This window comes from Micromonospora sp. NPDC049662, assembly GCF_040675055.1.
Classification (GTDB): Bacteria; Actinomycetota; Actinomycetes; order Mycobacteriales; family Micromonosporaceae; genus Micromonospora.
Window position 1 is genome coordinate 234176 of sequence record NZ_JBFAOC010000002.1, and the last position, 25289, is coordinate 259464.

Sequence of the window (25289 nt, forward strand, 5' to 3'; positions counted from 1 at the left end):
GACCGAAACGCCGCTGACGTGGCACTCTTCCAGGACGGTTTGGGTGCGGAGGTGTGTGGTGGCGAGCAGGGATCCCCTGGAGGAGGAGTTTCGCGAGTTCGTCGCGGCTCGCTCCGCCGCCCTGCTCCGTACCGCCTATCTGCTCTCCGGCGACTGGGCGACGGCCGAGGACCTGCTCCAGACGGCGCTCACGAAGACGTACCTCGCGTGGAAGCGGCTCGGCGGGATCGAGGCGGTCGAGCCGTACGCCCGGCGTGTGATGGTCAACACGTCGACGAGCTGGTGGCGGCGGCGCTGGCACGGTGAGCGCCCCACCGAGGTGCTGCCCGAGCGCCCGGGCCTCGACGAGATCGAGCGGCAGCTCGACCGTGACCTGCTCTGGCGGCACCTCAAGGAGCTGCCCAGCCGGCAGCGGGCGGTGCTCGTCCTGCGCTACTACGAGGACCTGTCGGAAGCGCAGACGGCGGCGCTGTTGGACATCTCGCCTGGAACGGTGAAAAGTCAGGCATCCAGGGCGTTGGCCACGTTGCGCCGCCGCATGGGCGGCGACACTCCGGATCTGGCCGCCGCGCCGACCGGGACCGGCACCGCCCCGCGGCGCGGCCGCGACGCGGCTGCCGCCCGCTCCCGAGAGGTTGCCCGACCCGGCGGGACTGTCGAGGCGGTCCCGTCCGGTTCGGTCGGAGGGCTGGCCGGAGCCCGCTCCGCGATGACGCCGCGTCCCAGCGTCGGTCGGGCCGAGCCCGGGCCGGTCGCGCCGCGCCCGTCCGCGCCCCATCCGATCGCCCCGGCGGTCGACCTGCCCACCGCTTCGGTGGCCGTGCCTGTCGGCACCGGCCCCGGAGAGCAGCAGTGAACGTCTTTCCGCGGCTCCCCGACAACCTCACGGGTGGCCTGCGGCGTCCTAATCAGGTGCGACGTGACCAGCTCGAAGGTGCGGTGCGGGAGGCTCTCTCGCGCCAGGTCGCCGTTACCCGTCCACTGACCGCCGACCCGGCCGGTCAGGCCATCCGGCGCGCCAACCGGATCCGACGGCGGCGTGCCGGAGTCGGTATCGCGCTCGGGGTGGTCACCACCGTGCTGATCGGCGCCGGCATGACACACCTCTCCGGCGGCTCCGACCAGCAGGGGCCGCCCATCGTCGTCATCGGCGACCCGGACCTGTCGGCCCAACCGCTCGCCACGGCCAGCGTCGCCCCGCCTCCGCCCTCGTCGAAGGCGCCCGCCGACGTACTCTTCGCCAGCGCCTTGATCGACGCCGACGGCAAGCGCCTGGCGCTGCCCGGTGTCGGCCCCGCCGAACTCGCGCACCGGCTGCCCAACGGCACGGGTCTGCTGGTGGTCGGAGCGCCCACCGCCGCCGGGCGCTCCCTCTGGGTCGCCCAGGACGACGGCCTGGTGCAGGTGCTGCTGGCCGGCGCGGGGCAGATCGTTCTCGCGCCCGACGCCACGCAGGTCGCCTGGCGGGACGGCGGGGACCTGCTCGTGGCGGGAGTCGTCGGCACCCAGCTCATCGGCACGGTGCGTATCGCGGTCCCGGACAGCGCGCAACCCGTCCGGTTCGTCGGCAGCAGCCTGGTGGTCCGACTTGATCCGACCCGGCCGGGTCACGTCCTGTGGCGGCCCGGCGCGGACAAGCTGACCGAGGTGCCCGAGCAGGACACCCTGAACGTCTACGGTTCGCTGCCGGACGGGCGGTTGGTCAGCCAGGTGCCGGCGAACTCGGCGGACGAAACCTGCCTGACACTTGTCGATCCGAAGCGGGCCACGAAAGCGGCACGTACCGCCTGCGGCAGCCGGTTGAGCCCGGACGGCGTCGGCGGGCTGTCCGACGACGGACGATGGCTCCTGGTGAACGGGAAGGTCGGGTCGACCGACCGCTCCCTGCTGGTCGACCTGGAGCGGCTCGGTACGACGTTGGACGCCGTACCCGTCGGCCCGGCGGTGAGCGGCGCGGTCGCCTGGACGAGCGACTCGGACGTCGCCTACGTCGACAGCTCCGGCTGGCTGGTCCGGGTCAACGTCAAGCGGGTCCGTGCCGGCGAACAGGCCGAGTCGATGCCCGTGGCCGGCCTCGAGCCCGGCGACCGACCGATCCTGGTCAGCGGCTCCTGACCCTGCCGGATCCGCCGGGTTATCGGGCCGGGCGGCGGGGATCTCCGCCCCACCTACGCGAGTCTGCTTCGGGTCCGCTCGGTAGCGTCGGGGAGTGACCTCGCGTACCGGCTCCGCGCCCCGGATCGACCTGCACGCCCACTCGACCGCCAGCGACGGCACGCTGACGCCGGCCGAACTCGTCCGTGCCGGCGCGGACGCCGGTCTGGACGTGCTGGCCATCACCGACCACGACACCACCGCGGGCTGGGCGCCGGCCGTACGGGCGTTGCCGCCCGGCCTGCTCCTGATCCGGGGCGCCGAACTGTCCTGCCGCTGGGAGGGCGCGGATCCGGCGATCCCACTGCACCTGCTGGCCTACCTGTTCGACCCGGAACACCCGGAGCTGGTCGCCGAGCTGGCCCGGGTGCGGGCCGCCCGTGAGGAGCGCGGTGAGCGGATCGTGGCGCTGCTGCGCGCCGACGGCATCGACGTGAGTTGGCCGGAGATCCTCGCCGGCGCGGCCGGCGGGACAGTCGGTCGCCCGCACATCGCGCAGGCGCTGATCCGCGCCGGCCTGGTCGCCGACACCCGCGCGGCGTTCGGCCCGGACTGGCTCGGTGAGCGGTACCGGCTGCCGAAGGAGGACATCAACGTCTTCCGGGCGGTCCGGCTGGTCCGGGCCGCCGGGGGCGTACCGGTGTTCGCCCATCCCCGGGCCACCCGACGTGGCCGGGTGGTGCCCGACGAGCTGATCGCCGAGCTGGCCGCCGCCGGGCTGGCCGGGCTGGAAGCCGACCACGAGGACCACAGCCCGGCCGAACGGGCGCACGTCCGGGCGCTCGCCGCCGAGCTGGACCTCCTGGTGACCGGCTCCTCCGACTTCCACGGCACCCACAAGACCGTCCGGCTCGGCGCGTTCACCACCGGTGTCGAGGCGTACGAGCGGATCGTCGCCGCCGGGGTGACCGAGGTCGCTTCGGTCTGATCCGCGTATTTCGCCCACCGTGACGCGGCTAGGTTGCTCACGTGGATCTGAAGCTGTTCGGCGAGGTTTTCGTGACCCTGCTGGTGATCACCGACCCCCCGGGCATGATGCCGATCTTCCTGGCGCTGACCGGGCCGCTGCCCGCGCGCGACCGTAACCGGGCGGCGTGGCAGGCCGTCGCGCTCGCTCTCGGTGTGATCGTGATCTTCGCGGTGGCCGGGCAGACGTTGCTCGACTACCTGCACGTGGACCTGCCCGCCTTGCAGGCCGCCGGTGGGCTGCTGCTCGTCCTGGTCGCCCTGGAGCTGCTGACCGGCAAGGCCGACGACCCCAGCCAGCAGGTCACCTCGAACATCGCGCTGGTGCCACTGGGTACCCCGCTGCTGGCTGGACCGGGCGCCATCGTGGCGACCATGCTCTTCGTCCAGCAGGCCGACGGGTTCGGCGACTACACCGCGATCGCCGCGGCGATCCTCGCCGTCATGGTCGCCGTGTGGATCGTGCTGCGCTTCTCCGGCGGCATCGTCAAGATCCTGCGCCCCGGCGGCATCGAGGTGCTGACCCGGATCGCCGGCCTGCTCCTTGCCGCGATCGCCGTCCAGCTCATCGCCGACGCGGTGGCCGCCTTCGTCACGCACTACGTGAACATGACCTGACCGGGACAGTCCGGATGTCGGGGGTGGATGGCAGGATCGCAGGCGTGCGACGAGCCTCTTCATCCGGACGATCCGCCGCTGGCGGTCGGACCCCTCAGCAGCGTCCCGGCGGCGCCGAGCAGCTCGGCTTCGAGGGGATGCCGGAGCGGCTGTTCGTCTGCACCCCGAGCAAACTCGGTACGTACGCCGACTGCCCCCGCCGCTACCGCTACTCCTACGTCGACCGTCCCGCACCGCAGAAGGGCCCGCCCTGGGCCCACAACTCGCTCGGCGCCAGCGTGCACACCGCCCTGAAGAACTGGTACGCGTTGCCCGCCGACCGACGCCGCCCCGAAGCGTTGGCCACCCTGCTCAAGGGCACCTGGGTCCGTGAGGGCTACCGCGACGACGAGCAGGAGCGGGCCGCCTACCGGCGGGCGCTGAGCTGGCTGGAGGCGTACGTCGAGACGTTGGAGCCGGACTCCGACCCGCTCGGTGTCGAGCGGGTGGTGGCGGTCAAGACCGCCGTCCTGGCCTTCAACGGCCGCACCGACCGCATCGACTCCCGGCCGGGCCCGGAGGGTCCGGAGCTGGTCATCGTCGACTACAAGACGGGCCGCACCGGGCTGGACGCCGACGACGCCCGGGGCTCGCAGGCGTTGGCCCTCTACGCGTACGCGGCCGAGCGGGTGTTCCGCCGGCCGTGCCGCCGGGTCGAGCTGCACCACCTGCCGACCGGCACGGTCGCCGGTCACGACCACACGGTCGAGTCGCTGGCCCGCCAGTTGACCCGCGCGGAGGACACGGCCCGCGACATCATGGCCGCCGAGCGGGTCGTCGCCGACGGCGGTGACGCCGACGAGGCGTTCCCGGTCGCGCCCGGGCCGCGCTGCGGCTGGTGCGACTACCGGCGGCACTGTCCCACCGGGGCGCAGACCCCGGGCAAGGAGCCGTGGGCGGCCGTGGAACGAACCGTCGAGGGCTGATCGCGTCCGTCGGCCAGCTCGACGCGGCGTACGTGGGGTCGGTCAGCCGGCCAGCGCCGCTCGGTCCGCCGCCCGTTGCTTGGCGGCCTGGACCAACGGCCCCTCCAGGTAGCGACGCGGCACCGCGCCGAGCGCCAGTCGCAGCGCGCGAACGCTGAGATCCGCCGACAACTCGGTGGTGGGCAGCCCCAACCCGCCGTACATCCGCCGGGCCCACGGGGGGAGCAGCGCGAGCGCGGTTCCGGCGATCCCGAGGTACGCCCACCGTGGCGGACCGAGGTTGAGGCCCAGCCGGGCCGGCAGGCCGAGCTTCCACGGCAGCGGCGGGGCGGTGAGGAACAGCGCCGTCTCGGCGGCTTCCCGGGTCATCCGCAGCTCCGGCCGAACGGCACGGTAGTAATCCTGGACCTCGGCGGCGGTGCCCGGCACCGTGGCCGGGTCCAGCCCGACGAGGGCGGCTGACCGACGTTGCTCGGTGTAGTAGCCGTCCACCTCGTCATCGGTGAGCGGCAGACCGGCCCGGCGGGCGGTGCTGAGGAACGACTCGACCTCGGTGACGTGCACCCAGCACAGCAGGGCCGGGTCGTCGATCCGGAACTCCTCGCCGGTGGCGGGGTCGGTGGCCCGCAGCCGGGCGTGCAGTCGACGCAGCCGCGCGCCGGCCTGCTCCGCGTCCAGGGTCGTGCCGTAGACGGTGGTCTCCACGTAGGTGGCCGTGCGGACCAGCCGTCCCCACGCGTCGGTGCGGTAGTCGCTGTTCTGCGCGACGCCGGCCATGGCGCGCGGGTGCAACGCCTGGAGGTAGAGCGAGCGCAGGCCGGCGACGATCAGGATCGGCTCCTCGTGCACCTTCCACGTGACCGAACCCGGACCGAAGAGGCCGAGGTCATCGGAGTCCACCGACCAAGCGTGCCACGGCCGGCGCGTCGGTGCCGGCCAGCCCGGCCGGCCGGGGTCCCGGCGACGGGGAGGGGTCAGCCGTCGGCGGCGCGCCGCGACTGACAGCTCGGGCAGAGACCCCAGAAGGTCACCTCCGCCTCGTCCACCTCGAAGCCGTGCGCGACGCCCGGATCCAGGCAGGGCGCGCTGCCGACCGCGCAGTCGATGTCGGCGATCTCGCCGCAGCCCCGGCAGACCACGTGGTGGTGGTTGTCGCCGACGCGTGCCTCGTACCGGGCGGGGCTGCCGGCCGGCTCGATCCGGCGGGACAACCCGGCCCTGCTCAGCGCCCCCAGCACGTCGTAGACCGCCTGGGTGGAGACGGAGTCGAGGCGTTCCCGGACCCGCCGGGTGATCTCGTCGACCTCCAGGTGGCCACCGTCGGCGAGGACATCCAGCACCGCCAGGCGCGGTCGGGTGACGCGCAGCCCCCGCGATCGCAGCAGTTCCTCACCTCTGGACACGCGCCAATGACAGCACGCGCGACCAGCGACGACAACAGTCGGCCGAGGGCGGTGGTCACGAACACAGCTCGTAAAGATCGATCCGGACACTGAACCTCGTCAGCGCCGTGCGCGTGTCTTTCGGGGGAGAGCCCGGGGACGACCAGCGGTTCGTACGTACGCTGACGACCCCGGGACCGCGATCCGCCTGGAGGTGTCGATGTTCGAGAAGATTCTGGGTCTACCGACACACGTCTTCGTCGTGCACGCGATGGTGGTCTTCGTCCCCCTGCTGGCGGTGCTGGCCATCGCGTACGTGGGGCTGCCGCGCTGGCGGCACCGACTGGACTGGGCGCTGGGCATCCTCGCCGTGGTGACGCCGGTGACCGCCTTCGTGGCCGTCGAGTCGGGTGAGGCGCTCACCGATGCCCTGGTCGCCCGTGGTTACCAGGGGCAGATCCTCGACCAGATCTTCGAGCACTCGCGCTACGGCGACATCCTCTTCCGGATCGTGGTGCCGCTGGGGATCGTGGCCATCGCGCTGCTCGTGGCGACCAGCGGACACCCCCGGGTGCCACGGCTGCCGGCCCTGGTGACGCCGGTGCTCGCGGTGGCCGCCGTCGCGCTGTCGCTCGCTGCCCTGGTCTACGTCGCTCTGACCGGTCACTCCGGTGCCGAGGCCGTCTGGGGCACCACCCTATGACCAGCGCGGACCGACGGTCGCTGCCGGCCGCCGCCCAGTGGCGCGGTGGTCAGAAGAGGATCCGCGAGCAGAGCAGGCAGACGAGGGCCACCACCACCACGGCGGCGGCGGCACCGAAACCGTAGGTGACCCGCTGCGACCGCTGCTCCGCCGCGTCCAGGGCGGCCGTGTTCTGCGGTGGCAGGCGTCGTGGCGGCGCCGGCTCCAGGTGTACGGGAGGACGCCAGCCCGCCGGAGGCGTCACGCTTGGTGGTGGCCCCGCGTACCCGTCGGTGGGTGGTGTGGCGGGCGGCGGTTGGTCCGCCGTGGGACGGTCGTCGGTCCCGGGTCGACGCCAGTAGTCGTCGGGGGTGCTGCCACCGCTGGGGGTCGTCACGCCGTCCGAGGCTACCAACGGAGCGGGCGGCCTGCGCTAGTCTTGCCGCTCGTGAGCACCGAGGATCCCGGCGCCGCGGTCGCGCGCGGCGATGACGACCGCACCGTCGACCTGAGCGACGACTTCGTGGTGCTGCCCGAGCAGACCTCGGACGACACCGACCACGGCTGGGGCGAGCGCAGCGCAGGAAACGACGACTGGCTCCTCGCCCAACGCCCTCCGCACTGGGACTGAGCCCGGGCAGGGTTGACCCCGTCCAGGGCTCAGCGGCGCAGCGCCGACGTGGCGGTCTTAGGCCGAGCGGAATCAGGACGCCGAACTGGCCGCCGCCTTGCCGCCGCCCGACCCGCCGGACGACGAGGACGACCCGGACGAGGACGACCCGGACGTCGAGGACGTCGAGGACGACGAGCCGGAGTCTCCACCCGAGGACGAGGACGAGGACGACTCGGACTTGGCCGGCTTGGCCGCGCCGCCGGCCGACGTCTCCGAGCCGGACGCGCGGGAGTCGGTGCGGTAGAAGCCTGAGCCCTTGAAGACGACGCCGACGGAGTTGAAGACCTTGCGCAGCCGCCCCTGACACGCCGGGCACTCGGTCAGCGGCTCGTCAGAGAAGGACTGCACCGCCTCGAGCTGGTGACCGCACGCGGTGCAGGCGTACTGGTACGTAGGCACGTTCTCCTCCGGTATCTGGACTCGGCCAGTTGGCACTCGACGTATTCGAGTGCCAATGGTGCGTCATTCGGGCCGGGTTCGTCCAGCGGACGTGTGGGGCGCGACACCCTGCGCCGTACCCGGGCCGTCATCAAGCGTACGCATTCCGCCGGAGGGGGTGACCACCGCGCGGACCGGACGGTCGTGCGGCTCGGTGGGCAGCGCCTCGACCAGCTCACCGTCGTGCAACGGCACCACCGTCAGGCTCGCCGTGGGCACCCGTGCCAGCGCCCGGTCGTAGGAGCCGCCGCCGCGGCCCAGCCGCCGGCCGTGGTGGTCGACGGCGAGCGCCGGCACGACCACCAGTTCCGCGCCGGAGACGGCGGCCACGCCGAGGCGGGGGCCGACCGGCTCCCGGAGGCCCCGGCCGGCGGCGGCCAGCGCGTGCGGGCCGGTGTACGGCGCCCAGTCCAGGTCGAGATCCGCGCGAAGCACCGGAAGCAGCAACTCACCCTCGGCCGGTAACGCCCCGCGCAACACCTCCGCGAGGTCGGCCCCGCCCGGCTCGGAGCCGACCGGCACGTACGCCGTCAGCCGGCGCGGGCGCAGCCGGCGTACCAGGGCGACCAGCTCGGCCTGGACGCGCCGGGCGGCTGCGGCCCGCGCCGCGTCGTCCAGGGTCCGACGGTGGGCGAGCAGCCGTATCCGGGTGTCCCGCTTCGTCACACGGGTTACTTCCGCTTCATCAGAAAAATCTGACACGCAACACTCCTGACGCAACGCCACTCCCACGGTTGCTCTGTGTCAGCATCGCAAGCAACGGAGGCGGAACTTCCGGGGGGACCGAGTGACGCTACGCGGGCGGTTGACGGCAGCCTTCCTCGTGGTGGTGCTCGGCCCGGTCCTGCTCGGTGCGTTCTTCGTCGCCTCCACCGTCACGGCCGTCGACCGCACCCGGTCCACCGAACGCCTCGCCGTGGCGGCGTCCGCGGTGCGTACCTCGGTCGACGCGCTCTGCCAGCAGCTACGTGCCGCCGCCGACGCGGTCGCCCTCACCGGTGACCCGGCCATCGTCGCCGGCCAGCTCGTCGGCCGGGGGTTGGCCGCGGCGGTGCTGGTCAGCGACGTCAGCGGGCGGGCCACGTACGTCTCGCCGGGCGCGCCGTCGACACCCTGGCGGGACTGTTCCGAGCCGGTCGCCGCGACGTCCGGTCCGGTCCGCGCGCTGGCGGCCCACGTCGACCGGCGGGACGCGGCCGGCGCCCTGCTGGGCAGTGTGGCCGCCGCGCAGCTCGTCGACCCGGCCTTCGTGGCCCGGCTGGCGGCGGTGAGCGGAGTCGCGGTCACGCTGCTCGACGGCGGCGCGAGCGCCGCCCGGTTCACCCACACCACCGAGTCCCGCGAGGTACGCGACGGGGTGCTGGCCGCCGCCGGCCACAGCACCGGCGAGCGGGTCACCGAAACCACCAAGGGCCGGTACGTGCGCCGGGTCGGACCGTCCGTGGGCCAGCCGCTGCCGCTGGTGCTGTCGGTGCCGAGCACCAGGCCGCCGGGTCTGCACATCACGCTGGCCGGCGTGGTCGCCCTGGCCGGGCTGCTCGCCGTGCTGACCGCGTGGCGGCTGGCCCGGGTGACCACCCGGCCCCTGGTGGAGCTGGCCGGCGCGGTCGACCGGGTGGCGCACGGCGACCTGACCGCCCGGGTGCCGGTGCGCGGCCGGGACGAGCTGGGTCGGCTCGCCGAGGCGTTCAACCGGATGACCCGCGAGACCGGTTCGTACGTCGCGGCGCTCACCAGCAGCCGTGACCAGCTCCGCGGGCACCTCGCGGTGCTCGGCGACACCCTGGCCAGCACCCACGATCTGCAACGCATCCTGCGGGTGATCCTGCACAGCGCCATCGCGGCCACCGGCGCGCGGGCCGGCGCGGTGCTGCTGGTGGAGACCGGTGGGGTGCTGGTGGCACAGTGCAGTGAGGGTCTGGACGGGCGCTGGCCGGCCCCCGACCCGGACGGCCCGCAGACCCTGCGGGTGCCGGTCGGCGTCGGCGTGGTCGGCGCGGTGGCCGCGACCGGCGAGCCGCAGCGGGGACGCGTGGAACCGACCGAGCCGCCGACCGGCGAGCCGCGCTGCCGCACCTACGTGGCGGTCCCCTTCGCCGCACCGGGCACGACCGGGCTCGGCAGCGGCACGACGACCATCCCGGGCGGCGAGCGGACCATCCTGGGCGGCGAGCGGACCGCCGACGATGCGGTCTCTCCGGCGGTGGCCCTCGGCGTGCTGGCGCTCTACGACCGGGTGGGCGCGGCCGAGTTCGACGACGACGACCTGGTCACCCTGCGGACCTTCGCCGGGCACGCGGCCGTCGCGGTGGAGAACGTGCGGGTGCACGAGGAGGCCCAGCGGCTCTCCCTCACCGACCCGCTCACCGGGCTGTGGAACTACCGCTACCTGCGCGAGTCGATCCGCCGGGAGGTCGAGCGGGCCAGCCGGTTCGGCCGGATGCTCAGCGTCCTCGCCCTCGACCTGGACCGCTTCAAGGACGTCAACGACACGTACGGGCACGCGGCAGGGGACACCGTGCTGGCGGAGTTCGCCCGGCGGGTACGCGGCGAGATCCGCGAGGTGGACCTGGCGTTCCGGCAGGGCGGGGAGGAGTTCGTGCTGCTCCTGCCGGAGACCGACGCCCGGGGCGCGGCGATCGTCGCGGAACGGCTGGGCGCGGCGGTACGCGAGACGCCGATCGCCGTCGAGGCGTACGCGGGGCCGATCGTGGTGACCGTGTCGGTCGGCATCGCCGTCTACCCGGACCACGGCAGCACCGGGCGGGAGGTGCTGGAGGCCGCCGACGACGCCCTCTACGTGGCCAAGGCCGCCGGTCGGGACACCTACCGCGTCGCGGAGGTCCGCCCGGACGTGCCGATGCGGGAGATCCCGGTGCCGGCCGGCGCGGTCAGCCCACCCGACGGGCTGCCGAGAGCCGGCCGGCCCGCGCGGGTCCCGCGGGAGCCGGGCGGCCACGCCCGGTCGGAGTCGGCTGCGGGCGTACCCGAAGCGAACCGTCCGGGGCCCGCGCACGCGCGGCCGGAACCGGCGGACGGCCCGGTGGACGCCGCGCGAGCCGGTCCGGACGCGGCGCGGCCGGGGCCGGGCGGCGGCGCGTCTTCTGGGCCACACCCGCCGCGGCAGAGCCGTGGCCGATAGTCTCGCGGCATGTCGGAGCACTCAGCGAACCCCTCAGCGACGGTCGCCGCAACCGGCCGTCCCCTGGCGGTCAAGGCCGTCATCCCGGCCGCCGGACTCGCCACCCGCTTCCTGCCGGCCACCAAGGCGGTTCCCAAGGAGCTGCTGCCGGTCGTCGACCGGCCGGTGCTGCAGTACATCGTCGAGGAGGCCGCCCAGGCCGGCATCGGTGACGTGTTGCTGATCACCGGTCGGGGTAAGACGTCGATGGTGGACCACTTCGACCGTCGCCCCGACCTGGAGACCAGGCTGGAGGAGAAGGGCGACGCCGAGCGGCTGGCGGCCGTGCGTCGGCCCGGTGAGCTGGCCGAGATCTACACCGTCCGGCAGCCGGAGCAGCTCGGGCTCGGGCACGCGATCGGGTACGCCGAGGCCCACGTCGGCGACCAGCCCTTCGCGGTGCTGCTCGGCGACGAGTTCGTGAAGCCGTCCGAGCCGCTGCTGCCGGCCATGCTGGAGCTGCAGGCCCGCACCGGTGGCGTGGTGCTCGCCTTCTTCGAGGTCGACCCGGCCGACACCAAGCGGTACGGCATCGCCTCGGTCGAGCCCGCCGAGTCCGACCTGACCGACATCGGCGAGGTCGTCAAGGTGACCGGCATGGTGGAGAAGCCGCAGCCGGAGGACGCGCCGAGCAACCTGGCCGTGCTGGGCCGGTACGTGCTGCCCGGCACGATCTTCGACGCGATCCGGCGGACCAAGCCGGGCAGTGGTGGCGAGATCCAGTTGACCGACGCCATGGAGCTGCTCCGCACCGAGGGCACGCCGGTGCACGCGATCGTCTACCGGGGCACCCGCTACGACACCGGCATGCCGCTGGGCTACCTCCAGACGGTCGTGCAGATCGCCGCCGAGCGCGAGGACCTCGGCAGCGAGTTCCGCTCCTGGCTGGCCGAGTTCGTCAAGGCCGACGCGGCAGGCGGATCTGGTACATGACCGCGACGGCCGACGCCGAGGCGGCCGCGAACGAGTTGACGCCGCTCGCCGACTACCTGGGCAGCGTGCTGCGCAGGTTACGCGCGCTGCCGCCACTCGACCTCGACCTCACCCAGGCGCACGGCAACGTCCTCGCCGAGGACGTCGTCGCGCCGCACGCCTTCCCGGCCTTCGACCAGGCGGCCGTGGACGGGTACGCGGCCCGCTGGGAGGACATCTCTGGAGGGGGCCGGGGCCCGAGCTACGTCCCGGCCCCCTCCGGCACGCCCGGCGGCCGGAGCATCCGGCTCAACGTGGTCGGCGACCTGGGCGCGGCGAGCTGGCGACCGGTGCGGCTCACCCCGGGCGCGTGCTTCTCGGTGGCCGCCGGGGCGCCCCTGCCGGTCGCCGCGGACGTGGTGGTCCCGGTGGAGTGGACCGACCAGGGCATGGCCGCCGTCGAGATCTTCCGCACCCCCAAGCGGGGGTACGGCGTCCGCCGCGCCGGTGAGGAGCTGCCCGCCGGCACCCTGCTCGCCCGCGCCGGCACGTACGTCTCCCCGGCCCTCGTCGCCGTGTTCGCGGCCACCGGCATCGGCCACGTGGTGGTCCGGCCGAGTCCACGGGTGGTCATCGTGGCCACCGGGGACGAGCTGGTCGACGTGGGCCGGGGCAGCCAGCCCGGTCAGGTGGTGGACGCCAACTCGCACGCGCTGACCGCCGCCGCGGCCGAGGTGGGCGCGCTGGCGTACCGGGTGGGCATCTGCGACGACGACCCGGAAGGGCTGCGTGGCCTGCTGGAGGACCAGACCCTGCGGGCCGATCTGATCATCACCACCGGCGGGACCGGCACCGGCCCCGGTGACATGGTCCGGCGGATCCTGTCCCGTCGCGAGGGCGGCCGGGCCGGGCCGGTGGCCTTCACCGACGTGGCGCTCTATCCCGGCACCGCTCTCGGGTTCGGCACGGTCGGCGCCGAGGAGGTGCCGGTGGTCTGCCTGCCCGGCGACCCGGGCGCCGCGCTGATCGGCTTCGAGGTGCTGGCGCGGCCGGCGATCCAACTGCTCGCCGGCGCGGAGCCGGTGTTCCGTCCCAGCGTCCGGGCACACCTGCTGGAGACCGTGTCCTCACCCGGCGGGCTGCGCGAGTTCCGGCCCGCGCACGTCGCCGAGCGACGCGGCGGCGGTTACACCGTGCAACCGCTGCGTGGAGGGCCGTTCACCCTCTCCGGCCTGGCCGAGGCGAACGGGCTCCTGGTGCTCGGCGAGCGGGTGACCAGCGCCGCCGCCGGCTCCACCGTGGACGTCCTGCTGCTGGACCGCCGTCGGTGAGATCCCCCGGACGGGATGTCGGGAGTCCACTTGCGCGCGAACCGGTCCCGCGCGGGAGACTGTGCGGGTGAGTCTCTTCGGACCGGTCCGTGCGCCCGGCTGGCCTGCGGTGCTGGTCGACGGGCCGGTGCTGTTGCGCCCGTACCGGCGCTCCGACGCGGCGGCGTGGTCGCAGGTACGCCGGGCCAACCAGGCCTGGCTGGCGCCCTGGGAGTCGTCGCTGCCGGGCGGTTGGGACGAGCTGAACTCGCCGGCCGCGTTCCGGTGGGTGCATCGTGACCAGCGGCGCTCGGCCCGCGAGGGCGAGGGAATGCCGTTCGCGGTCTGCCTGCGCGAGGCCGACCGGGATCGGCTGGTCGGGCACCTCAACGTCGGCAGCATCGTGCGCCGCGCCTTCTGCTCCGGTTACGTCGGCTACTGGGTGGACGCCCGGGTGGCCGGCCAGGGTGTGATCCCGACCGCGCTCGCGCTCGCCGTCGACCACGCGTTCGGCCCGGGTGGACTCCACCGGATCGAGGTCAACATTCGGCCGGAGAACCGCCCGTCGCGGCGGGTGGTGGAGAAGCTGGGCTTCCGCGAGGAGTCGTACCACGTGCGCTACATGCACATCGACGGCGCGTGGCGCGACCACATCGGATACGCGATGACGAGCGAGGAGGTCGCCGCCGAGGGCGGTCTGCTGGCCCGCTGGCACCGGATCCGCGCGACCGCGCGGTAACGACTGTCCCACGCACGGGATCGGCGCGGCGCTGCGGTATCCCGGTCGGTTCACCGTAACCTCAAGTAACTGCAAGCTGCGGCAAGCGCTCACCGCCCGGATGATCCACGCGCTCAGGCGTGATCGGTGGAAGATCCTGCGGTCGGGGAGCGGTTGCTCCGAATTCGGTGACGGGAGGGGTGAGGGTGCCGACCTCGGTGCTCCTCGCCGTCCTCGCCGCCGCCGGCCTGCTCGCCCTGGCCCCGGCGCTGGTTCGCCGGTACGACGCCACCGAGCGGCTGGTGGCGGAGCGGGCGCAGTCGACGGCGCGGGTGCTCCAACGCCGTCGGCGGCGTCGCACTGTGCCGGGACGGCAGCCCCTCCACCCGCCGCGCTCGCTTGTCGTCACCCTCAGCGAAGATGCGACTACGGGGAAGTTGGCCGTACCGGTCTCCGCGCCCCCGGCGGCCCGTCGCTCCGGCCGGTTGCGCGCCGTGCCGCCGGCTGCGAAGCGTCCCCGCCGCCGTCCGCCGCGCCGGCAGCACACCCCCGCCGTGTACCGGCGACGCCGCGTGCTCGCCGCGCTGCTGCTGCTCAACGTCGTCGAGCTGATCGGCGTGCTGTTCGTCAGCCCCGGCTTCTGGATCGGCTTCTCGGTCACCTTCATGCTGCTGGCCGTGTACGTCGTACACCTGCGCAGGCGAGCCCTCGCCGCTCGCCGCCGGCGTCGCGCCCGGGCCCGGGAGGCGGCGTGGTTGGCCGCCCGCCAGGCCGAGGTCCGCCGCGAGCAGGCCCGTCGCGCGGCGGCCCGCCGGGAGGCGCAGCGTCGTCTGGCGGCCCAACGCGAGGTGGTACGCCGAGCCGCCATGGGCCTCGACCGCCCTGCGGACCTGCCGGCGGCGGTCAACGGCGGCTCGGTCTCGTACCGCCGCTCGGGTGGCCTGCGCGGCCGCCCCTACGAGGCCGGCCGCGGCGCGTGACCGCGCTCGCCCGGGTGCTTGGCCCGCTCTCGCGGCCCTCGTCGGACGCTTGATCGGCTCGATTTCCGGGAAGGCGTGGTGTCTGAGTGTCCGGGATGCCCCGGTTTCCAGGACGTCGAGTGGATCTCGGAACGGGCCGGTGCGGCGCACCGGGGGCGGATTCGCGGTGGAGGCCGGCGACCTGTTAGCCTTGCTGCCGGCCCGCCCGGTGCAAGCCGGGTGGGACCGAAGCCGGTTCGCCGGTGGGGGGCTGTGGCGCAGACTGGTAGCGCACCTCGTTCGCATCGAGGGGGTCAGGGGTTCAAATCCCCTCAGCTCCACCAGCGGATAGCACGTCGAGGGCGGGTTCTCGGGAGACCGAGAACCCGCCCTCGACGTCTGTGGTGGCTGTCGAGTCCTGCCGTCAGCTGACGGTGATGTCGCTGCACCACATGTACGTCTGGTCCATGTGCGACGCCTTCCAGATCACGAACAGGATGTGGTTCCCGCTGCGCGAGGACGGGATCGAGACGTTGAACGAGATGTTCTGCGCCGGCGCGTAGCGGCCGGTCGTCGCGATCAGGTCCAGGTTGCCCCACCCGAGTTTCTGGGTGGCCGGGTTGAACCCCTGCTTCGAGACGTAGACCTGGAAGTAGTCAGCGCCGTGGCTGGCCTGGTCGTACATCTGGACCGTCAGGTTGCGGCTGACGGGGGTCGACTTCCAGGCTCCCGGCTGGTTGAGCGAGTCGTTCCGGGAGAGGGCGTTGCTGCAGAGCTGCCCGTCCGGGGTGCGGGCCTGGAACTGGCCGCCGAGACCGTCGCGCAGCTGGCTCATCCAGTTCCACATGGTGTCGGGGTTGGCCTGGAACGCCCGGTAGCACATCGGGTCCTGCTGCTGCATGGCCGGGTTCGTGTGCTGGTTGCCCCAGGTCTTCCAACACTGGTAGGCGCGAGTCGCCGGGTTGATGACGGTGCCGTGTGCCTGGGCCGCGCCGACCGAGGGCAGTGCGCCGGCCACCATGGCAAACAGCAGGACCAGCGCCTGGAGGGACCGACGGACGGTTGACCGGGGTCGCCCGCCGGATTGATCGGACTTGGTTGAACGCACGGTTCATCCTCCGTTCTCGGGGGTGATCGGGTGGGAACGCTCCCAAACCCACTGTTACATCCATGTGTCTAAATATCGATGCTGATCTATCTAAAATGGGATATGAGGTGGTCAGAGTGGTCACCACCGAGCGGGGGAACGTGCTCAGAGGCCGGCTGCGGCGTCGTACCGGCGACGCTGGTCGGCCATCTCCGACTGGGTCAACGCCTCCTTGAGCGCCAACTCCTCGTACTTGTCCGGGAACATCTGCCGAAGCCGGTCGACGAACATGACATCGGCGGTCGCCTCCACCACCTGGATGCCCGGAGGGTTTGTCGACATATCCATGATCACGGGCCCGGCCAGCTTGACCGCCACGTCCCAGGGGCGCTTCTTCTCGGCGACTCCGCACAGGTGGAAGCCGTAGACCGTGCGCACGTCGGCCAGCGCGGCGGCGTCGGTCGGCTCGTACCCGTAGACGCGGACCCCGCAGATCACCGGCGGCTTACCCTCGGTGGCCACCTGCTGGGCGCCGTGGCCGGCATGGTTGTGCTGCCCCGGGTCGGCCTGTTCGAGCGTCGTCCGCATCCGGGCGGTGATCTGGGCCTGCAGGTCCGCCGGCTTCGCGTCCTGATTCGCCTGCCTGACCAGTACGACCGCACCGGCCGACACCGCCAGCAGGATCACCGCCACCCACACCAGGCGGTTGCGGTACCACCTGGCGGCACTCTCTGGGGAACTCATCATTGCCTCTCACCTCGTCGCCGGTTCCGGCGTCCTCACGGACCGGACCGGACGCCCCGGCGGGCGCGTCGGCCATCGGGGGCATGTGTCGGGGGTGCGGACGACGGGAACGGCGAGCTGTCCGTCGTCACGGAGATGGCCCGGCTGTGCGACAGGCGAGCGTCTGCCCAATCGGCGCGCTGCCGGCACTGCGCTGCTCCCGCGCTGGCCGTTTCCAGCGCGGTTGCCCCCGCGCTGCGGCGATACGAGCCATTCCAACACGTCTGGCACCACTCTGGCAACATCGACGTACATCATTGCAAAATCGGCACGGCGGTTAGGCGAACCGTTCGGTCGTCACGGTGATCAGCCCCTGCTGCCGCAGCAGGTTCGTGAGGTTCATCAGGGTCTCGCGCACCGCCGGGGCCCCGCCTTCTCGCATCAGGACCGTCACGTCGAGGCCCCAGGCGAGTGTGTGGCCGACCCGTCTCAGGTCCCAGGTGAACCGGGCGCCGCCACTGTCGTGACGCCCGTCGGCGACCGATCCGGCGGTGCCACCGCCCGTCGTGCGCCAGCGGCTTCGCAGGGCCGTCACCTGCTCCGCCCGCAGGTCCTTCGCGAACAGGACGCGGTACACGCGTCGTTCGTGAAAGCCCTCCGGCGGCGGCTGGGTCGGGCCGAGTCGCAGGGGCGTGGCCGCCGCGATCGGTTGATGGTCGCGGAAGTACGTCCGCAGCACGACCTCGGACGGGAGTTCACCGCCGCCGAGGCGTCGGTAGGCGTCTGCCGCCTCGGCGCGTCCGACGGGAACGACCCGGGCGAGTACGGCGGGGTCCGCCCGCAGACCGCGGCTCAGCGAGGCGGAACTCCACCAGCCATCGCTCGGTGTCCAACTCGCGCTGTGCAGCCCGGTGGCGCAGAGGTCGTCCTGGCAGGTGAACTCCTCGACGAGAACGCTCTCCCCGTCGTGGCCGTCCGATGCGGGCAGGACCAGGTGGTAGTCCAGCGCGCGGCCCGGACGTGGGTCGATGATCACGCGTCCGATCCTGAGGCCACGACGGATACGGGGCAAGGGCTCTCCAGCCGTCCATAGCAGACCGCAAGCCGGCAGGACCGATCACGTCGCTCATCGGACAGGCCGCAACCGTGTGACGTCTTCCGGTGTGGATCTGGCATAAGTCGATGCCCGGGAACGCCGGGCTTCACACGGGGAGAAGAGATGACGTACACCGCTCGACGCAGGATGCTCGCCGGCACCGCCGCCGGACTGCTGGCCGCCTCCCTCGGGGTCGCCCTGTCCTCGACGGCGACCGCCGCGCCCGCGAGGACCACCGCCAGCGCCTGCGCCATCAGCACACTGCCCTACCCGACGGACACCTACCGCGCCGACGCGAGCGCGATCGACCCGTCGGGCCGCTTCGTCGCCGGCACGGCCCTGCGGGTCGGTGAGAGCGACAACCAGTATCTGCTGCTGGTCTGGGACAGGCAGCGGCTCACCGAGATCGTGGCGCCGGGCAACGGACTCCACCCGGTCGACGTCAACGAGAGCGGCACCGTGATCGCCAACGGCTGGGCGGAGAGCGGCATCGGACGGCCGTGGACGTACCGCGACGGCAAGCTCCAGCAGTTGCCGGTGCCGCCGTCCACCGGCATTTTCGTCACCGCCATCAACTCCGCGGGTGACATCGTCGGCTACGGCTCCGACATCGTGCCCGGCGAGTTCAGCGCCCTGCGCTGGCCGGCCGCCCGGCCGGGGACGGTCGAGGTGCTCGACGCCCCGGTCGACGCCCAGGCGACCGGCATCACGCCGAACGGAACCGTCGTCGGTCAGGCGGGACCCTTCGGCGACTGGACCGGATGGGTCCGCCGCCCGAACGGCAAGGTCAAGCCGCTCGCGGTCGCCGGTGGTGGGTCGACGGTGGTCAACGCCGCCGCGGGCCACTGGGCGATCGGCCAGGTCTGGCTCGGCGGTGACAACCCGGCGAAGGTCCGGTGGGACCTCCGCAACGGGTCGCACGTGATCCTCGACCCGGAGGCCGGGCTCGACGACGTGAACGCCAAGGGCGTCGTGGTGGGCGGTGCCCTGGTCACCCGTGGCGCCACCTCCCGGGTCCTGCCGGGCGGCGGCAACGTCGGCGCGAGGGCCATTGCCGACACCGGCGCCATCGTCGGCTTCCGGAACGCCGACCGGGTGACCCCGGTCCGGTGGACCGGCTGCTGACCTGTCGAACGCGTGGGGCCGGTCCGATCATCGGGCCGGCCCCACCAGCACGTCAGGGCCGCCAGGAGCCGGCGGTCGCGAACCGGTGCTGGTACTCCAGCACCCCCGACGTGTCGTGCACATCGAACACCACGCTGCCGGTACGTCTGCTGCCCGCGGCCAGGTCGTTGCCGGCCGGGATCGGCTTGCCGCAGCCGGAGAAGGCACCCGTCACCGCGTTGGTCTCGGTGCCGTCGGCGGCGACCCACTGGAAGAAGAGCGGGTTCGCCGAGCCGGTGCCCTTGGTCACCGTCACCGTCACGTCCGCGATCACGAACATGCCCTCGTCGGGCTTCAGGCCGTACGTCTTGCAGGGCTTCGTGGCGGTGTGGAACTTCGTCACGGTGATCTCGACGGTGCCGCCGTTGTCGTCGATGACGAGAGTGTCCCCGACGGACATGTTCCGGGCCCTGCCGGCGGCGACGGATGGTACGGGCGAGGGCATGGCCCCGGCCGCCGGCTGCCCGGCGTCGCTGCTGACGCCGGGGGTGGGCAGCGCCTCGGTCACCTCGTTGGCGGCGTGCTTCGCACCGATGACGACGGCCACGATGCCGCCGGCGCAGAACAACAGGGCGAGCACGGCCGTCGTCACCGCGACGGCGACCACGGTCCGCTGCGACGTCGTCGTCGGCGGGACGGGTGGCGGCATCGTGAGCCGATGGCCCGGCCCGTCGCCCTGCGGGTACGCGGCGCCGGAGTACGGCGGCGGGACCGGCTCGCTGCCCGCAGTCGACCAGGGGCTGGGCGTCGCCGGCAGAACCGTCGGGTCTGCGGCGGACTGCCGCGGTGTGGCCGGGAGCAGCGGCTCCGGACTCGGCTGCTGAAGGTCCTGCGGTCCGACGGGGGGTTGGGGGTGGGTCACCGTACTCCTTGACGCCTCGTACGTGCGGTTCGGGAACGCGCCGACGCTACCTCGCGACGCCGGGCGGCCGGTCGGCACGCCGGCCCGCGTCCCACGGCCTCCGCAGGCCGCCGCGGTGACCACCATGGATGGTGGCGGTCAGCGCGGTGCGAGGACGGCAGCGGTGCGGACCAGGCCGTCGGCGACCACGAACCGGCCGTGGACCGTGCTCGGCGGGTCCGCGACCTCGGCGGCCTCCGCCGCGTCCACCCGCGTCGGCGCGATCCGAGCGGTGAACGTGCCGGCGTCCGGGTCGATCTCCAGCCGGGCGTCGTGGAAGTCCAGCCAGGACCCGACGACCGGGTGCCAGACCTTGTAGACGGTCTCCTTGGCGCTGAAGAACACGATCGGCCACCGGATGCCGGAGGGAAGTCGCGCGTAGTGCTCCTCCTCCTCGGGCAGCAGCACGAGTCGGCGTACCCCCGCATCAATCTCGCGGTGCTGCTCGGCGTCCATACCGACGGACCGCACGTCGGTGGCGCGCGCCGCGGCGGCGGCGCAGTAGCCGGCGGTGTGGGTGATGGCGCCCACCACGCCCGCCGGCCAGACGGGCGCCCGGTTGGCGGCGCTGGGCACGGCCACCGCAGGCAGGCCGAGGTCGGCCATGGCCCGGCGGGCACAGACCCGGCCGGCGGTGAAGTCCCGTCGACGGGTCTGCACCGCCTGGTCGCCGAGACACGCCTGCTCCGCGTCGAGGAGGTCGCCGGTCCAGTCGTCGGGCGCGGCGACCGCCACGGCGACCGTTGGCGGTAGGAGATCACGCACGGCGGAGCCCTACCGATGGGTAGCGAGCAGGCGTTCTCTGGACCGTCAAATTTCCGACTCCCACGACCGCAGAACGTACCGCAAAGATGTAACACCGGAGGGACGCGTCGCGCTCTCCATGATGGCTCCGGGGGGACCACCATCAAGAGCTGCCAAGTCCCGTGAGCATCTGAAGGAGCTGCGATGAGCGATGGCGCCGAACGGCCAGGGGGTCGGGCCGACGACCACGCACCGACGACCCCGGGCTGGAACTGCGGCTCCTGCGGCGACGAGTGGCCGTGCACGACGAAGCGCGACCGGCTGCTGGCGGAGTACGGGGGGGACCGCGCGATGCTCAGCGTCTACCTGGGCTCCTGTCTCGCCGCCGCCGCCGAGGATTTGCGGGCAGCGCCGGTGATGTCGTTGCAGGACCGTTTCATCGGTTGGCTGCCGCGGGGGACGCGACGAGGCTGAACCGTCGGTGGCCCCGCCCGGGGCGGGCGGGGCCACCGACGGACACGGCCGACTCAGGGTCGCCGGGGCCGCCGGGTCAGAGCGAAGCCGACCACCCCGGCCACCGCGGCGAGCACGCCGCCGATGCCGGTCCAGATCCAGCGCGAGCCGAGATCCGGCAGCCAGTCCGTCAGCGAGCCGGTCTCGTCGTCGGCCGCCGGCTCCGGCGTCGGTACGGCGTTGAGCACCGTGCCCGCCTTCGTGTTCGGCACCAGCGGTGCGGCCAGCTCGCCGTCATCGGCTGAGGCGCCCCGGTCGGTGACGACGCCGACCAGCAGGTCCACGTCGACGGGTGCGCCCAGGTCCGGCTCGGGCAGGTCGGTGACCGAGAGCCGGACCACGTACGTGCCGGGCAGCGGATCGGCCGACCACGGTTCCGCCCAGGGACGGACCTCGCGCAGCGTGCAGCCCAGCGCCACGCTGGACGCCTTGCCGTCGACCGTCGGTGTCTGTGCCCCGGCGGTGCACGCCTGCCGCCGACGCAACCCGTCGAACACGTCGATCGTCCACGTGGAGGCGCCGCTGCGGGCCTTCGGGAAGGTGACGGTGGCGTTGATCTCGTGGACCTGCCCGGCCGTCGCGGTGAACGACCAGTACAGGTGGTCCCCGACGGAGGCGTCCACGCGTACCGGCTGGCCGGCGGTGATCGGCGTGGCGGTGAGGAACGAGGTGCCGGCCCGGGTCACCGCAGTGGCGCCCGGCGACGGGGTGGGGGCGGCCACGGCCGCCGCGGGCAGTAACGCGACCCCGCCGACGGTGAGCAGCGCCGCCAGCGACCGGAACAGTGCGGTACGCATCAGTTCTCCCTCCAGGTGGCGACCCACCAGCGGGTGAGCAGGCCGGCGACCAGGCCGGTGAGCAGTCCCGCAACGGTGAGCAGGGCGAGCAGGACCCAGCCACGGCCGAGATCGGGGCCGTCCGGGGCGCCGGCGGCGGCGACCACGTCGATGGTCAGCTCCACCGGCAGGCCGGGCGTGGCCGCGGTCCCCGGGCGTGCGGCGAACGAGTTGCTGACCACCAGGCAGACGGTGGTGGGCTCGACGGTCGGCGTCGGGCTCGCCTCGGCGGCGTCCTCGTCGGCGGCGTCCTCCTCGTCCGCCGTGGCCGACCAGCGCAGACCGGCGGAGAGCACGTCGGCACGGCCGCTGCCGGCGTCCGCGCCCCGCACCAGTTCCCGTCCGTCCGCCGCGGTGGCCCGCAGCAGCACCCCGTAGTCCCGGTTCACCGGCCGGTCCAGCGCCATGCTCACCGACGCGCGCAGCTCCTGACCGGGGCGTACGGGCACCCGGTAGTAGCGGTGCTCGGAGAACGACTCCCGGTCGGCGTACACCCCGGGGGCGAGCAGCGGCGCGGACCCGCAGGCGTCGGTGCCGCCGACCACTGTCGGCGCCCGGGTGTGGGTGTCGCCGGCCCGCTCGACGAGCTGCTTGATCCGGCCCGTCAGCTCGTCGGCGCTCTGCGCCGCGGTGTACGTGCCGCCGGTCGCCCCGGCGATGCACAGCAACTGCCGGCGTACCTTCTCGTCGGGTGCGAGGCCGAGCGTGTCGACGACCAGGCTGGTGCCCTGCGCGGCCAGTTCCCGGGCCACCTGGCACGGGTCCGGCGGGGCGCAGGTGTCCTCCCCGTCGGTGATCAGCACGATCCGCCGGGTGGTGGCCCCGGTGCCCAGGTCCTCTGCGGCGGAGCGCAGTGCCAGCCCGACCGGGGTGAACCCGGTCGGCCGGAGTGTCGCCACCGCTGCCTTGGCCGCGGTCCGGTCTACCGGACCGACCGGCACGATCTGTTGGGTGTCCTGGCAGCCGACCTTCTTGTCCTTGCCCTTGTAGGTCGCGCCGAGCACCCGGATGCCGAGCTGGGTCTCTTCGGGCAGCGCGTCCACCACGTCGTTGAAGGCCTGCTGGGCCACCGAGATCCGGCTGCGTCCGTCGATGTCCGCTGCCCGCATCGAGCCGCTGACGTCGAGCACCAGCTCGACCCGGGGTGGCTCGGCCACCTGCTCCTCGTCGGCCGCCGCCGGGACCGGCCCGGTCAGCGCGGTGGTCGCCAACAGTCCGAGAAGGACGGCCGCCGATCGTCTGAAGTTGATCACGGCCCGCAGTGTAGTGAGATCCACTTTGGATGGCCGTCGGGGTGGTTGGTCGGTCCGGACGGCCAGAGCGCCCCTGGGGGCGCTGGGTCCACGTCAGGTCACCCTCGGTCAACGGCCGGAGGATAGTCCACGGCCCGGCCGGAATCGGTCGGAAATCCGACCCAAGTTGACCCGTTGTGCCGGTGGCGCGCGGTGGTTAAGCTCTTCATGCGCGCCCCAATCGCCCGCTTCCCCCGTGGCAGGCGATCGGGGCGCGCGTCTTTGTCTGGAACGTCTTTGTCTGGAACTTCTTTGTCTGGAACTTCGCAGGCAAGCATCGGGCCCGCACGCGTCACGCGTGCGGGCCCGATGTCCTTCGCGCTATGCGGCGCGTCGCCTGCCGGTGCTTATATCCAGCGACCGTCGAGCCACATCCGGGCCAGCCAGTCCGAGTACGGGATCAGTTTGCCCACGAAGATCGGATAGAAGTAGGCGAAGCACAGCCCCACCAGCAGCACGTAGGCCCCGGCCGCGATGCTGCCCACCAACCGTCGTTCGTAGCCGGCGTCGCCGGGCACCAGGGCTTTCGTCTCACCCACGTCACCCCCGGCCGGGGCGATCAACGCGCCCAGCACGTACACCACGGCGAGTACCAGGAAGGGCAGCGCCGGGGCCGCGTAGAACGAGAACATCGTCCGGCCGTCGAGGGCGAACCAGAACCAGGGCAGCAGACCCGCGGCCACGGTGAGCAGGATCGCGCCGGCCCGCCAGTCCCGACGGGCGATGCCCAACCAGACGAGCGCCACCAGAGCGGGCAGGAACGACCACCACAGCAGCGGAGTGCCCAGCAGCAGGATCTCCGAGGCGCAGGTCGGTGCGCCGCAGGCGCCGTCCCCCGACCAGTGGAAGGCGACCGGGCGGCCGAGCAGCAGCCACTGCCACGGCCACGACTGGTACTTGTGCGGGTCGTCGAGCTGGGCGTGGAAACCGTACGCGGCGCGGTGGTACTCGTAGAGGTTGACCAGCGGGCCGATGACAGGCGTGTCGCTGAGTGACCCCGTCGGGTACGCCGACGACGTCGCCAGCCGGTAGTAGCCGTCGTCGCTCAGCAACCACCCCGACCAGGTCGCCAGGTAGGTGCCGACCATCAGCACCCCCGCCAGCACCAGCCAGGGCACCTCGTCGAGCAGGGTGTCCCGCCAGGGCCGGCGGACGCCGGCCGACCGGCGGAGCCCGACCTCCCAGAGGACCACGAAGAGGGCGAACACCGGCACGAAGTAGAGCGCGCTCCACTTGACCGCGCAGGCGCAGCCGATCAGCACCCCGGCGGCCAGCCGCCACCACGGCCACGTCCGCCAACCGGTCGACGGTCGGCCCGCACGGCCGGGCAGGCTGGGGTCGAGGCCGTCGTCAAGCGCGCGTGCCCAGCGCCGACGCCGGGCGTCCCGGTCGAGCACCAGCGCGCCGAAGGCCGCCAGCACGAAGAACAGCAGGAAGATGTCGAGCAGCGCGGCGCGGGACAGCACCAGGTGGAAACCGTCCAACGCGAGCAGCAGGCCGGCCGCGCAGCCGAGCACCGTCGAGCGGAACAGTCGCCGGCCGATGCGGACCAGCAGCAGCACCGACAGCGTGCCGATCAGGGCCGCCGAGAACCGCCAGCCGAACTCCGGCGCGGCGGTGAACAGGTGCCCGCCGACAGACACCTTCGAATCCGCGTCCTGATAGCCGAAGGCCCACTCGCCGATGCCGATCAGCCACTTGCCCAGTGGCGGATGCACCACGTACGACGGGACGTTGTCCTTATAGTTCCATTCGACGCCCCGGCTGATCAGCCCGTACGCGTCCTTGGCGTAGTACGTTTCGTCGAAGATCTTGCCCTTGGGGCTGGACAGGCCGACGAAGCGCAGGATCGCCGCGATGGCCACCACCACGGCGGTGGCCAGCCACGAGTACGGGTCCATCCGGCTGTCGACGGTGGCGAACCGGCGACGGACCGCGGCGGACGCACCTCCGCTGTCGGCAGGCGGCGTCGCCG

General features: G+C 72.9%; 27 protein-coding genes and 1 tRNA gene. 15 read left to right on the top strand and 13 right to left on the bottom strand.

Going from position 1 to position 25289, the window contains the following annotated elements; all coding sequences use genetic code 11:
• The first annotated feature begins 58 nt into the window (after nt 1–58).
• From AB0J36_RS02935 to AB0J36_RS02955, 5 genes are all read left to right on the top strand, one after another.
• Entirely contained in the window at nt 59–856 is a 798-nt protein-coding gene (locus tag AB0J36_RS02935) for a SigE family RNA polymerase sigma factor (RefSeq protein ID WP_363660067.1), read from the top strand.
• Between the two features lie 56 nt (nt 857–912).
• Nucleotides 913–2115, top strand: a complete 1203-nt coding sequence (locus AB0J36_RS02940) for a hypothetical protein (RefSeq protein WP_363660068.1) — start codon at nt 913–915, stop codon at nt 2113–2115.
• A gap of 94 nt (nt 2116–2209) precedes the next feature.
• Nucleotides 2210–3082 carry a PHP domain-containing protein gene (locus AB0J36_RS02945; protein ID WP_363660069.1) on the top strand — a complete coding sequence of 291 codons (873 nt, stop codon included), beginning with the start codon at nt 2210–2212 and terminating at the stop codon, nt 3080–3082.
• Nucleotides 3083–3123: 41 nt separating this feature from the next.
• Entirely contained in the window at nt 3124–3738 is a 615-nt protein-coding gene (locus AB0J36_RS02950) for a MarC family protein (protein WP_355048999.1), read from the top strand.
• Nucleotides 3739–3875: 137 nt separating this feature from the next.
• On the top strand, nt 3876–4703 hold the full coding sequence (locus AB0J36_RS02955; RefSeq protein ID WP_357172028.1) for a PD-(D/E)XK nuclease family protein: 828 nt from the start codon (nt 3876–3878) through the stop codon (nt 4701–4703).
• A 42-nt stretch (nt 4704–4745) separates the two neighbouring features.
• Here the strand turns inward: AB0J36_RS02955 and AB0J36_RS02960 are convergent, their stop codons facing one another.
• Together AB0J36_RS02960 and AB0J36_RS02965 are read right to left on the bottom strand one after the other, a co-directional pair.
• Complete coding sequence (locus AB0J36_RS02960) at nt 4746–5603, bottom strand: oxygenase MpaB family protein (protein ID WP_357124471.1); 858 nt, start codon at nt 5601–5603, stop codon at nt 4746–4748.
• Between the two features lie 74 nt (nt 5604–5677).
• A complete protein-coding gene (locus AB0J36_RS02965) occupies nt 5678–6106 on the bottom strand; it encodes a Fur family transcriptional regulator (protein ID WP_355048996.1) in 429 nt (142 codons plus the stop codon).
• Nucleotides 6107–6305: 199 nt separating this feature from the next.
• On the opposite strand from AB0J36_RS02965, the gene AB0J36_RS02970 reads away from it, so the two are divergent.
• A complete protein-coding gene (locus tag AB0J36_RS02970) occupies nt 6306–6788 on the top strand; it encodes a DUF2231 domain-containing protein (RefSeq protein WP_357171858.1) in 483 nt (160 codons plus the stop codon).
• Nucleotides 6789–6837: 49 nt separating this feature from the next.
• On the opposite strand, the gene AB0J36_RS02975 is transcribed toward AB0J36_RS02970, so the two are convergent.
• Nucleotides 6838–7164 (bottom strand): hypothetical protein, encoded by a 327-nt coding sequence (locus AB0J36_RS02975; RefSeq protein ID WP_363660070.1) that lies wholly within the window; start codon nt 7162–7164, stop codon nt 6838–6840.
• 51 nt (nt 7165–7215) lie between these two features.
• Between AB0J36_RS02975 and AB0J36_RS02980 the strand changes: the two genes are divergently transcribed.
• The gene (locus AB0J36_RS02980; RefSeq protein WP_357124483.1) at nt 7216–7398 is read left to right on the top strand and encodes a hypothetical protein; all 183 of its coding nucleotides are present in this window, start codon (nt 7216–7218) and stop codon (nt 7396–7398) included.
• 72 nt (nt 7399–7470) lie between these two features.
• Here the strand turns inward: AB0J36_RS02980 and AB0J36_RS02985 are convergent, their stop codons facing one another.
• Nucleotides 7471–7839 (bottom strand): FmdB family zinc ribbon protein, encoded by a 369-nt coding sequence (locus tag AB0J36_RS02985; RefSeq protein WP_357171857.1) that lies wholly within the window; start codon nt 7837–7839, stop codon nt 7471–7473.
• A 63-nt stretch (nt 7840–7902) separates the two neighbouring features.
• Entirely contained in the window at nt 7903–8580 is a 678-nt protein-coding gene (locus AB0J36_RS02990) for a 5-formyltetrahydrofolate cyclo-ligase (RefSeq protein ID WP_357124489.1), read from the bottom strand.
• A gap of 85 nt (nt 8581–8665) precedes the next feature.
• Between AB0J36_RS02990 and AB0J36_RS02995 the strand changes: the two genes are divergently transcribed.
• The 6 genes from AB0J36_RS02995 (at nt 8666) to AB0J36_RS03020 (ending at nt 15302) form a co-directional block, all read left to right on the top strand.
• A complete protein-coding gene (locus tag AB0J36_RS02995) occupies nt 8666–11020 on the top strand; it encodes a diguanylate cyclase (RefSeq protein WP_357171855.1) in 2355 nt (784 codons plus the stop codon).
• 9 nt (nt 11021–11029) lie between these two features.
• Entirely contained in the window at nt 11030–11992 is a 963-nt protein-coding gene (locus AB0J36_RS03000) for a UTP--glucose-1-phosphate uridylyltransferase (RefSeq protein ID WP_357171854.1), read from the top strand.
• Entirely contained in the window at nt 11989–13302 is a 1314-nt protein-coding gene (glp, locus tag AB0J36_RS03005; protein WP_357124498.1) for a gephyrin-like molybdotransferase Glp, read from the top strand. Before AB0J36_RS03000 ends, glp begins: the two co-directional genes overlap by 4 nt.
• Nucleotides 13303–13369: 67 nt before the next feature.
• Nucleotides 13370–14020, top strand: a complete 651-nt coding sequence (locus AB0J36_RS03010; RefSeq protein WP_355048988.1) for a GNAT family protein — start codon at nt 13370–13372, stop codon at nt 14018–14020.
• Between the two features lie 179 nt (nt 14021–14199).
• Complete coding sequence (locus AB0J36_RS03015) at nt 14200–14979, top strand: hypothetical protein (protein WP_357396413.1); 780 nt, start codon at nt 14200–14202, stop codon at nt 14977–14979.
• A gap of 246 nt (nt 14980–15225) precedes the next feature.
• Nucleotides 15226–15302: transfer RNA gene (locus tag AB0J36_RS03020), tRNA-Ala, on the top strand.
• 80 nt (nt 15303–15382) lie between these two features.
• Here the strand turns inward: AB0J36_RS03020 and AB0J36_RS03025 are convergent.
• The 3 genes from AB0J36_RS03025 to AB0J36_RS03035 all read right to left on the bottom strand — a co-directional run bounded on the left by AB0J36_RS03025 (nt 15383) and on the right by AB0J36_RS03035 (nt 17804).
• Nucleotides 15383–16066: a lytic polysaccharide monooxygenase gene (locus AB0J36_RS03025; protein WP_357124504.1), complete on the bottom strand. Its 684-nt coding sequence runs from the start codon at nt 16064–16066 to the stop codon at nt 15383–15385.
• Between the two features lie 144 nt (nt 16067–16210).
• The gene (locus AB0J36_RS03030; protein ID WP_357396411.1) at nt 16211–16789 is read right to left on the bottom strand and encodes a hypothetical protein; all 579 of its coding nucleotides are present in this window, start codon (nt 16787–16789) and stop codon (nt 16211–16213) included.
• Between the two features lie 316 nt (nt 16790–17105).
• Entirely contained in the window at nt 17106–17804 is a 699-nt protein-coding gene (locus AB0J36_RS03035; RefSeq protein WP_357396409.1) for a hypothetical protein, read from the bottom strand.
• 183 nt (nt 17805–17987) lie between these two features.
• Between AB0J36_RS03035 and AB0J36_RS03040 the strand changes: the two genes are divergently transcribed.
• Nucleotides 17988–18989 (top strand): hypothetical protein, encoded by a 1002-nt coding sequence (locus tag AB0J36_RS03040; protein ID WP_357396407.1) that lies wholly within the window; start codon nt 17988–17990, stop codon nt 18987–18989.
• A 52-nt stretch (nt 18990–19041) separates the two neighbouring features.
• Here the strand turns inward: AB0J36_RS03040 and AB0J36_RS03045 are convergent, their stop codons facing one another.
• The gene (locus tag AB0J36_RS03045; RefSeq protein ID WP_357124516.1) at nt 19042–19890 is read right to left on the bottom strand and encodes a DUF4352 domain-containing protein; all 849 of its coding nucleotides are present in this window, start codon (nt 19888–19890) and stop codon (nt 19042–19044) included.
• Between the two features lie 138 nt (nt 19891–20028).
• A complete protein-coding gene (locus tag AB0J36_RS03050) occupies nt 20029–20694 on the bottom strand; it encodes a 4'-phosphopantetheinyl transferase superfamily protein (RefSeq protein WP_357396405.1) in 666 nt (221 codons plus the stop codon).
• 183 nt (nt 20695–20877) lie between these two features.
• Here AB0J36_RS03050 and AB0J36_RS03055 point away from each other — a divergent pair, with 183 nt between their 5' ends.
• Nucleotides 20878–21147, top strand: coding sequence for a hypothetical protein (locus AB0J36_RS03055; RefSeq protein ID WP_357124522.1), 270 nt, complete (start codon nt 20878–20880; stop codon nt 21145–21147).
• A 53-nt stretch (nt 21148–21200) separates the two neighbouring features.
• On the opposite strand, the gene AB0J36_RS03060 is transcribed toward AB0J36_RS03055, so the two are convergent.
• The 3 genes from AB0J36_RS03060 to AB0J36_RS03070 form a co-directional block, all read right to left on the bottom strand.
• Entirely contained in the window at nt 21201–21983 is a 783-nt protein-coding gene (locus AB0J36_RS03060; RefSeq protein WP_357171849.1) for a peptidase, read from the bottom strand.
• Nucleotides 21983–23275 carry a VWA domain-containing protein gene (locus AB0J36_RS03065; protein WP_357396402.1) on the bottom strand — a complete coding sequence of 431 codons (1293 nt, stop codon included), beginning with the start codon at nt 23273–23275 and terminating at the stop codon, nt 21983–21985. The genes AB0J36_RS03060 and AB0J36_RS03065 overlap by 1 nt, the downstream gene beginning before the upstream one ends.
• A gap of 386 nt (nt 23276–23661) precedes the next feature.
• Nucleotides 23662–25215 carry a phospholipid carrier-dependent glycosyltransferase gene (locus AB0J36_RS03070; RefSeq protein WP_357396441.1) on the bottom strand — a complete coding sequence of 518 codons (1554 nt, stop codon included), beginning with the start codon at nt 25213–25215 and terminating at the stop codon, nt 23662–23664.
• Nucleotides 25216–25289 lie beyond the last annotated feature (74 nt).

What these genes read in the sequence shown, in the direction of transcription:
- AB0J36_RS02955 (WP_357172028.1), top strand. Translation starts at nt 3,876, where the DNA reads ATGCCGGAGCGGCTGTTCGTCTGCACCCCGAGCAAACTCGGTACGTAC.
- AB0J36_RS02970 (WP_357171858.1), top strand. Translation starts at nt 6,306, where the DNA reads ATGTTCGAGAAGATTCTGGGTCTACCGACACACGTCTTCGTCGTGCAC.
- AB0J36_RS03000 (WP_357171854.1), top strand. Translation starts at nt 11,030, where the DNA reads ATGTCGGAGCACTCAGCGAACCCCTCAGCGACGGTCGCCGCAACCGGC.
- glp (WP_357124498.1), top strand. Translation starts at nt 11,989, where the DNA reads ATGACCGCGACGGCCGACGCCGAGGCGGCCGCGAACGAGTTGACGCCG.
- AB0J36_RS03030 (WP_357396411.1), bottom strand. Translation starts at nt 16,789, where the DNA reads ATGAGTTCCCCAGAGAGTGCCGCCAGGTGGTACCGCAACCGCCTGGTG.
- AB0J36_RS03040 (WP_357396407.1), top strand. Translation starts at nt 17,988, where the DNA reads ATGACGTACACCGCTCGACGCAGGATGCTCGCCGGCACCGCCGCCGGA.
- AB0J36_RS03055 (WP_357124522.1), top strand. Translation starts at nt 20,878, where the DNA reads ATGAGCGATGGCGCCGAACGGCCAGGGGGTCGGGCCGACGACCACGCA.
- AB0J36_RS03060 (WP_357171849.1), bottom strand. Translation starts at nt 21,983, where the DNA reads ATGCGTACCGCACTGTTCCGGTCGCTGGCGGCGCTGCTCACCGTCGGC.
- AB0J36_RS03070 (WP_357396441.1), bottom strand. Translation starts at nt 25,215, where the DNA reads ATGGACCCGTACTCGTGGCTGGCCACCGCCGTGGTGGTGGCCATCGCG.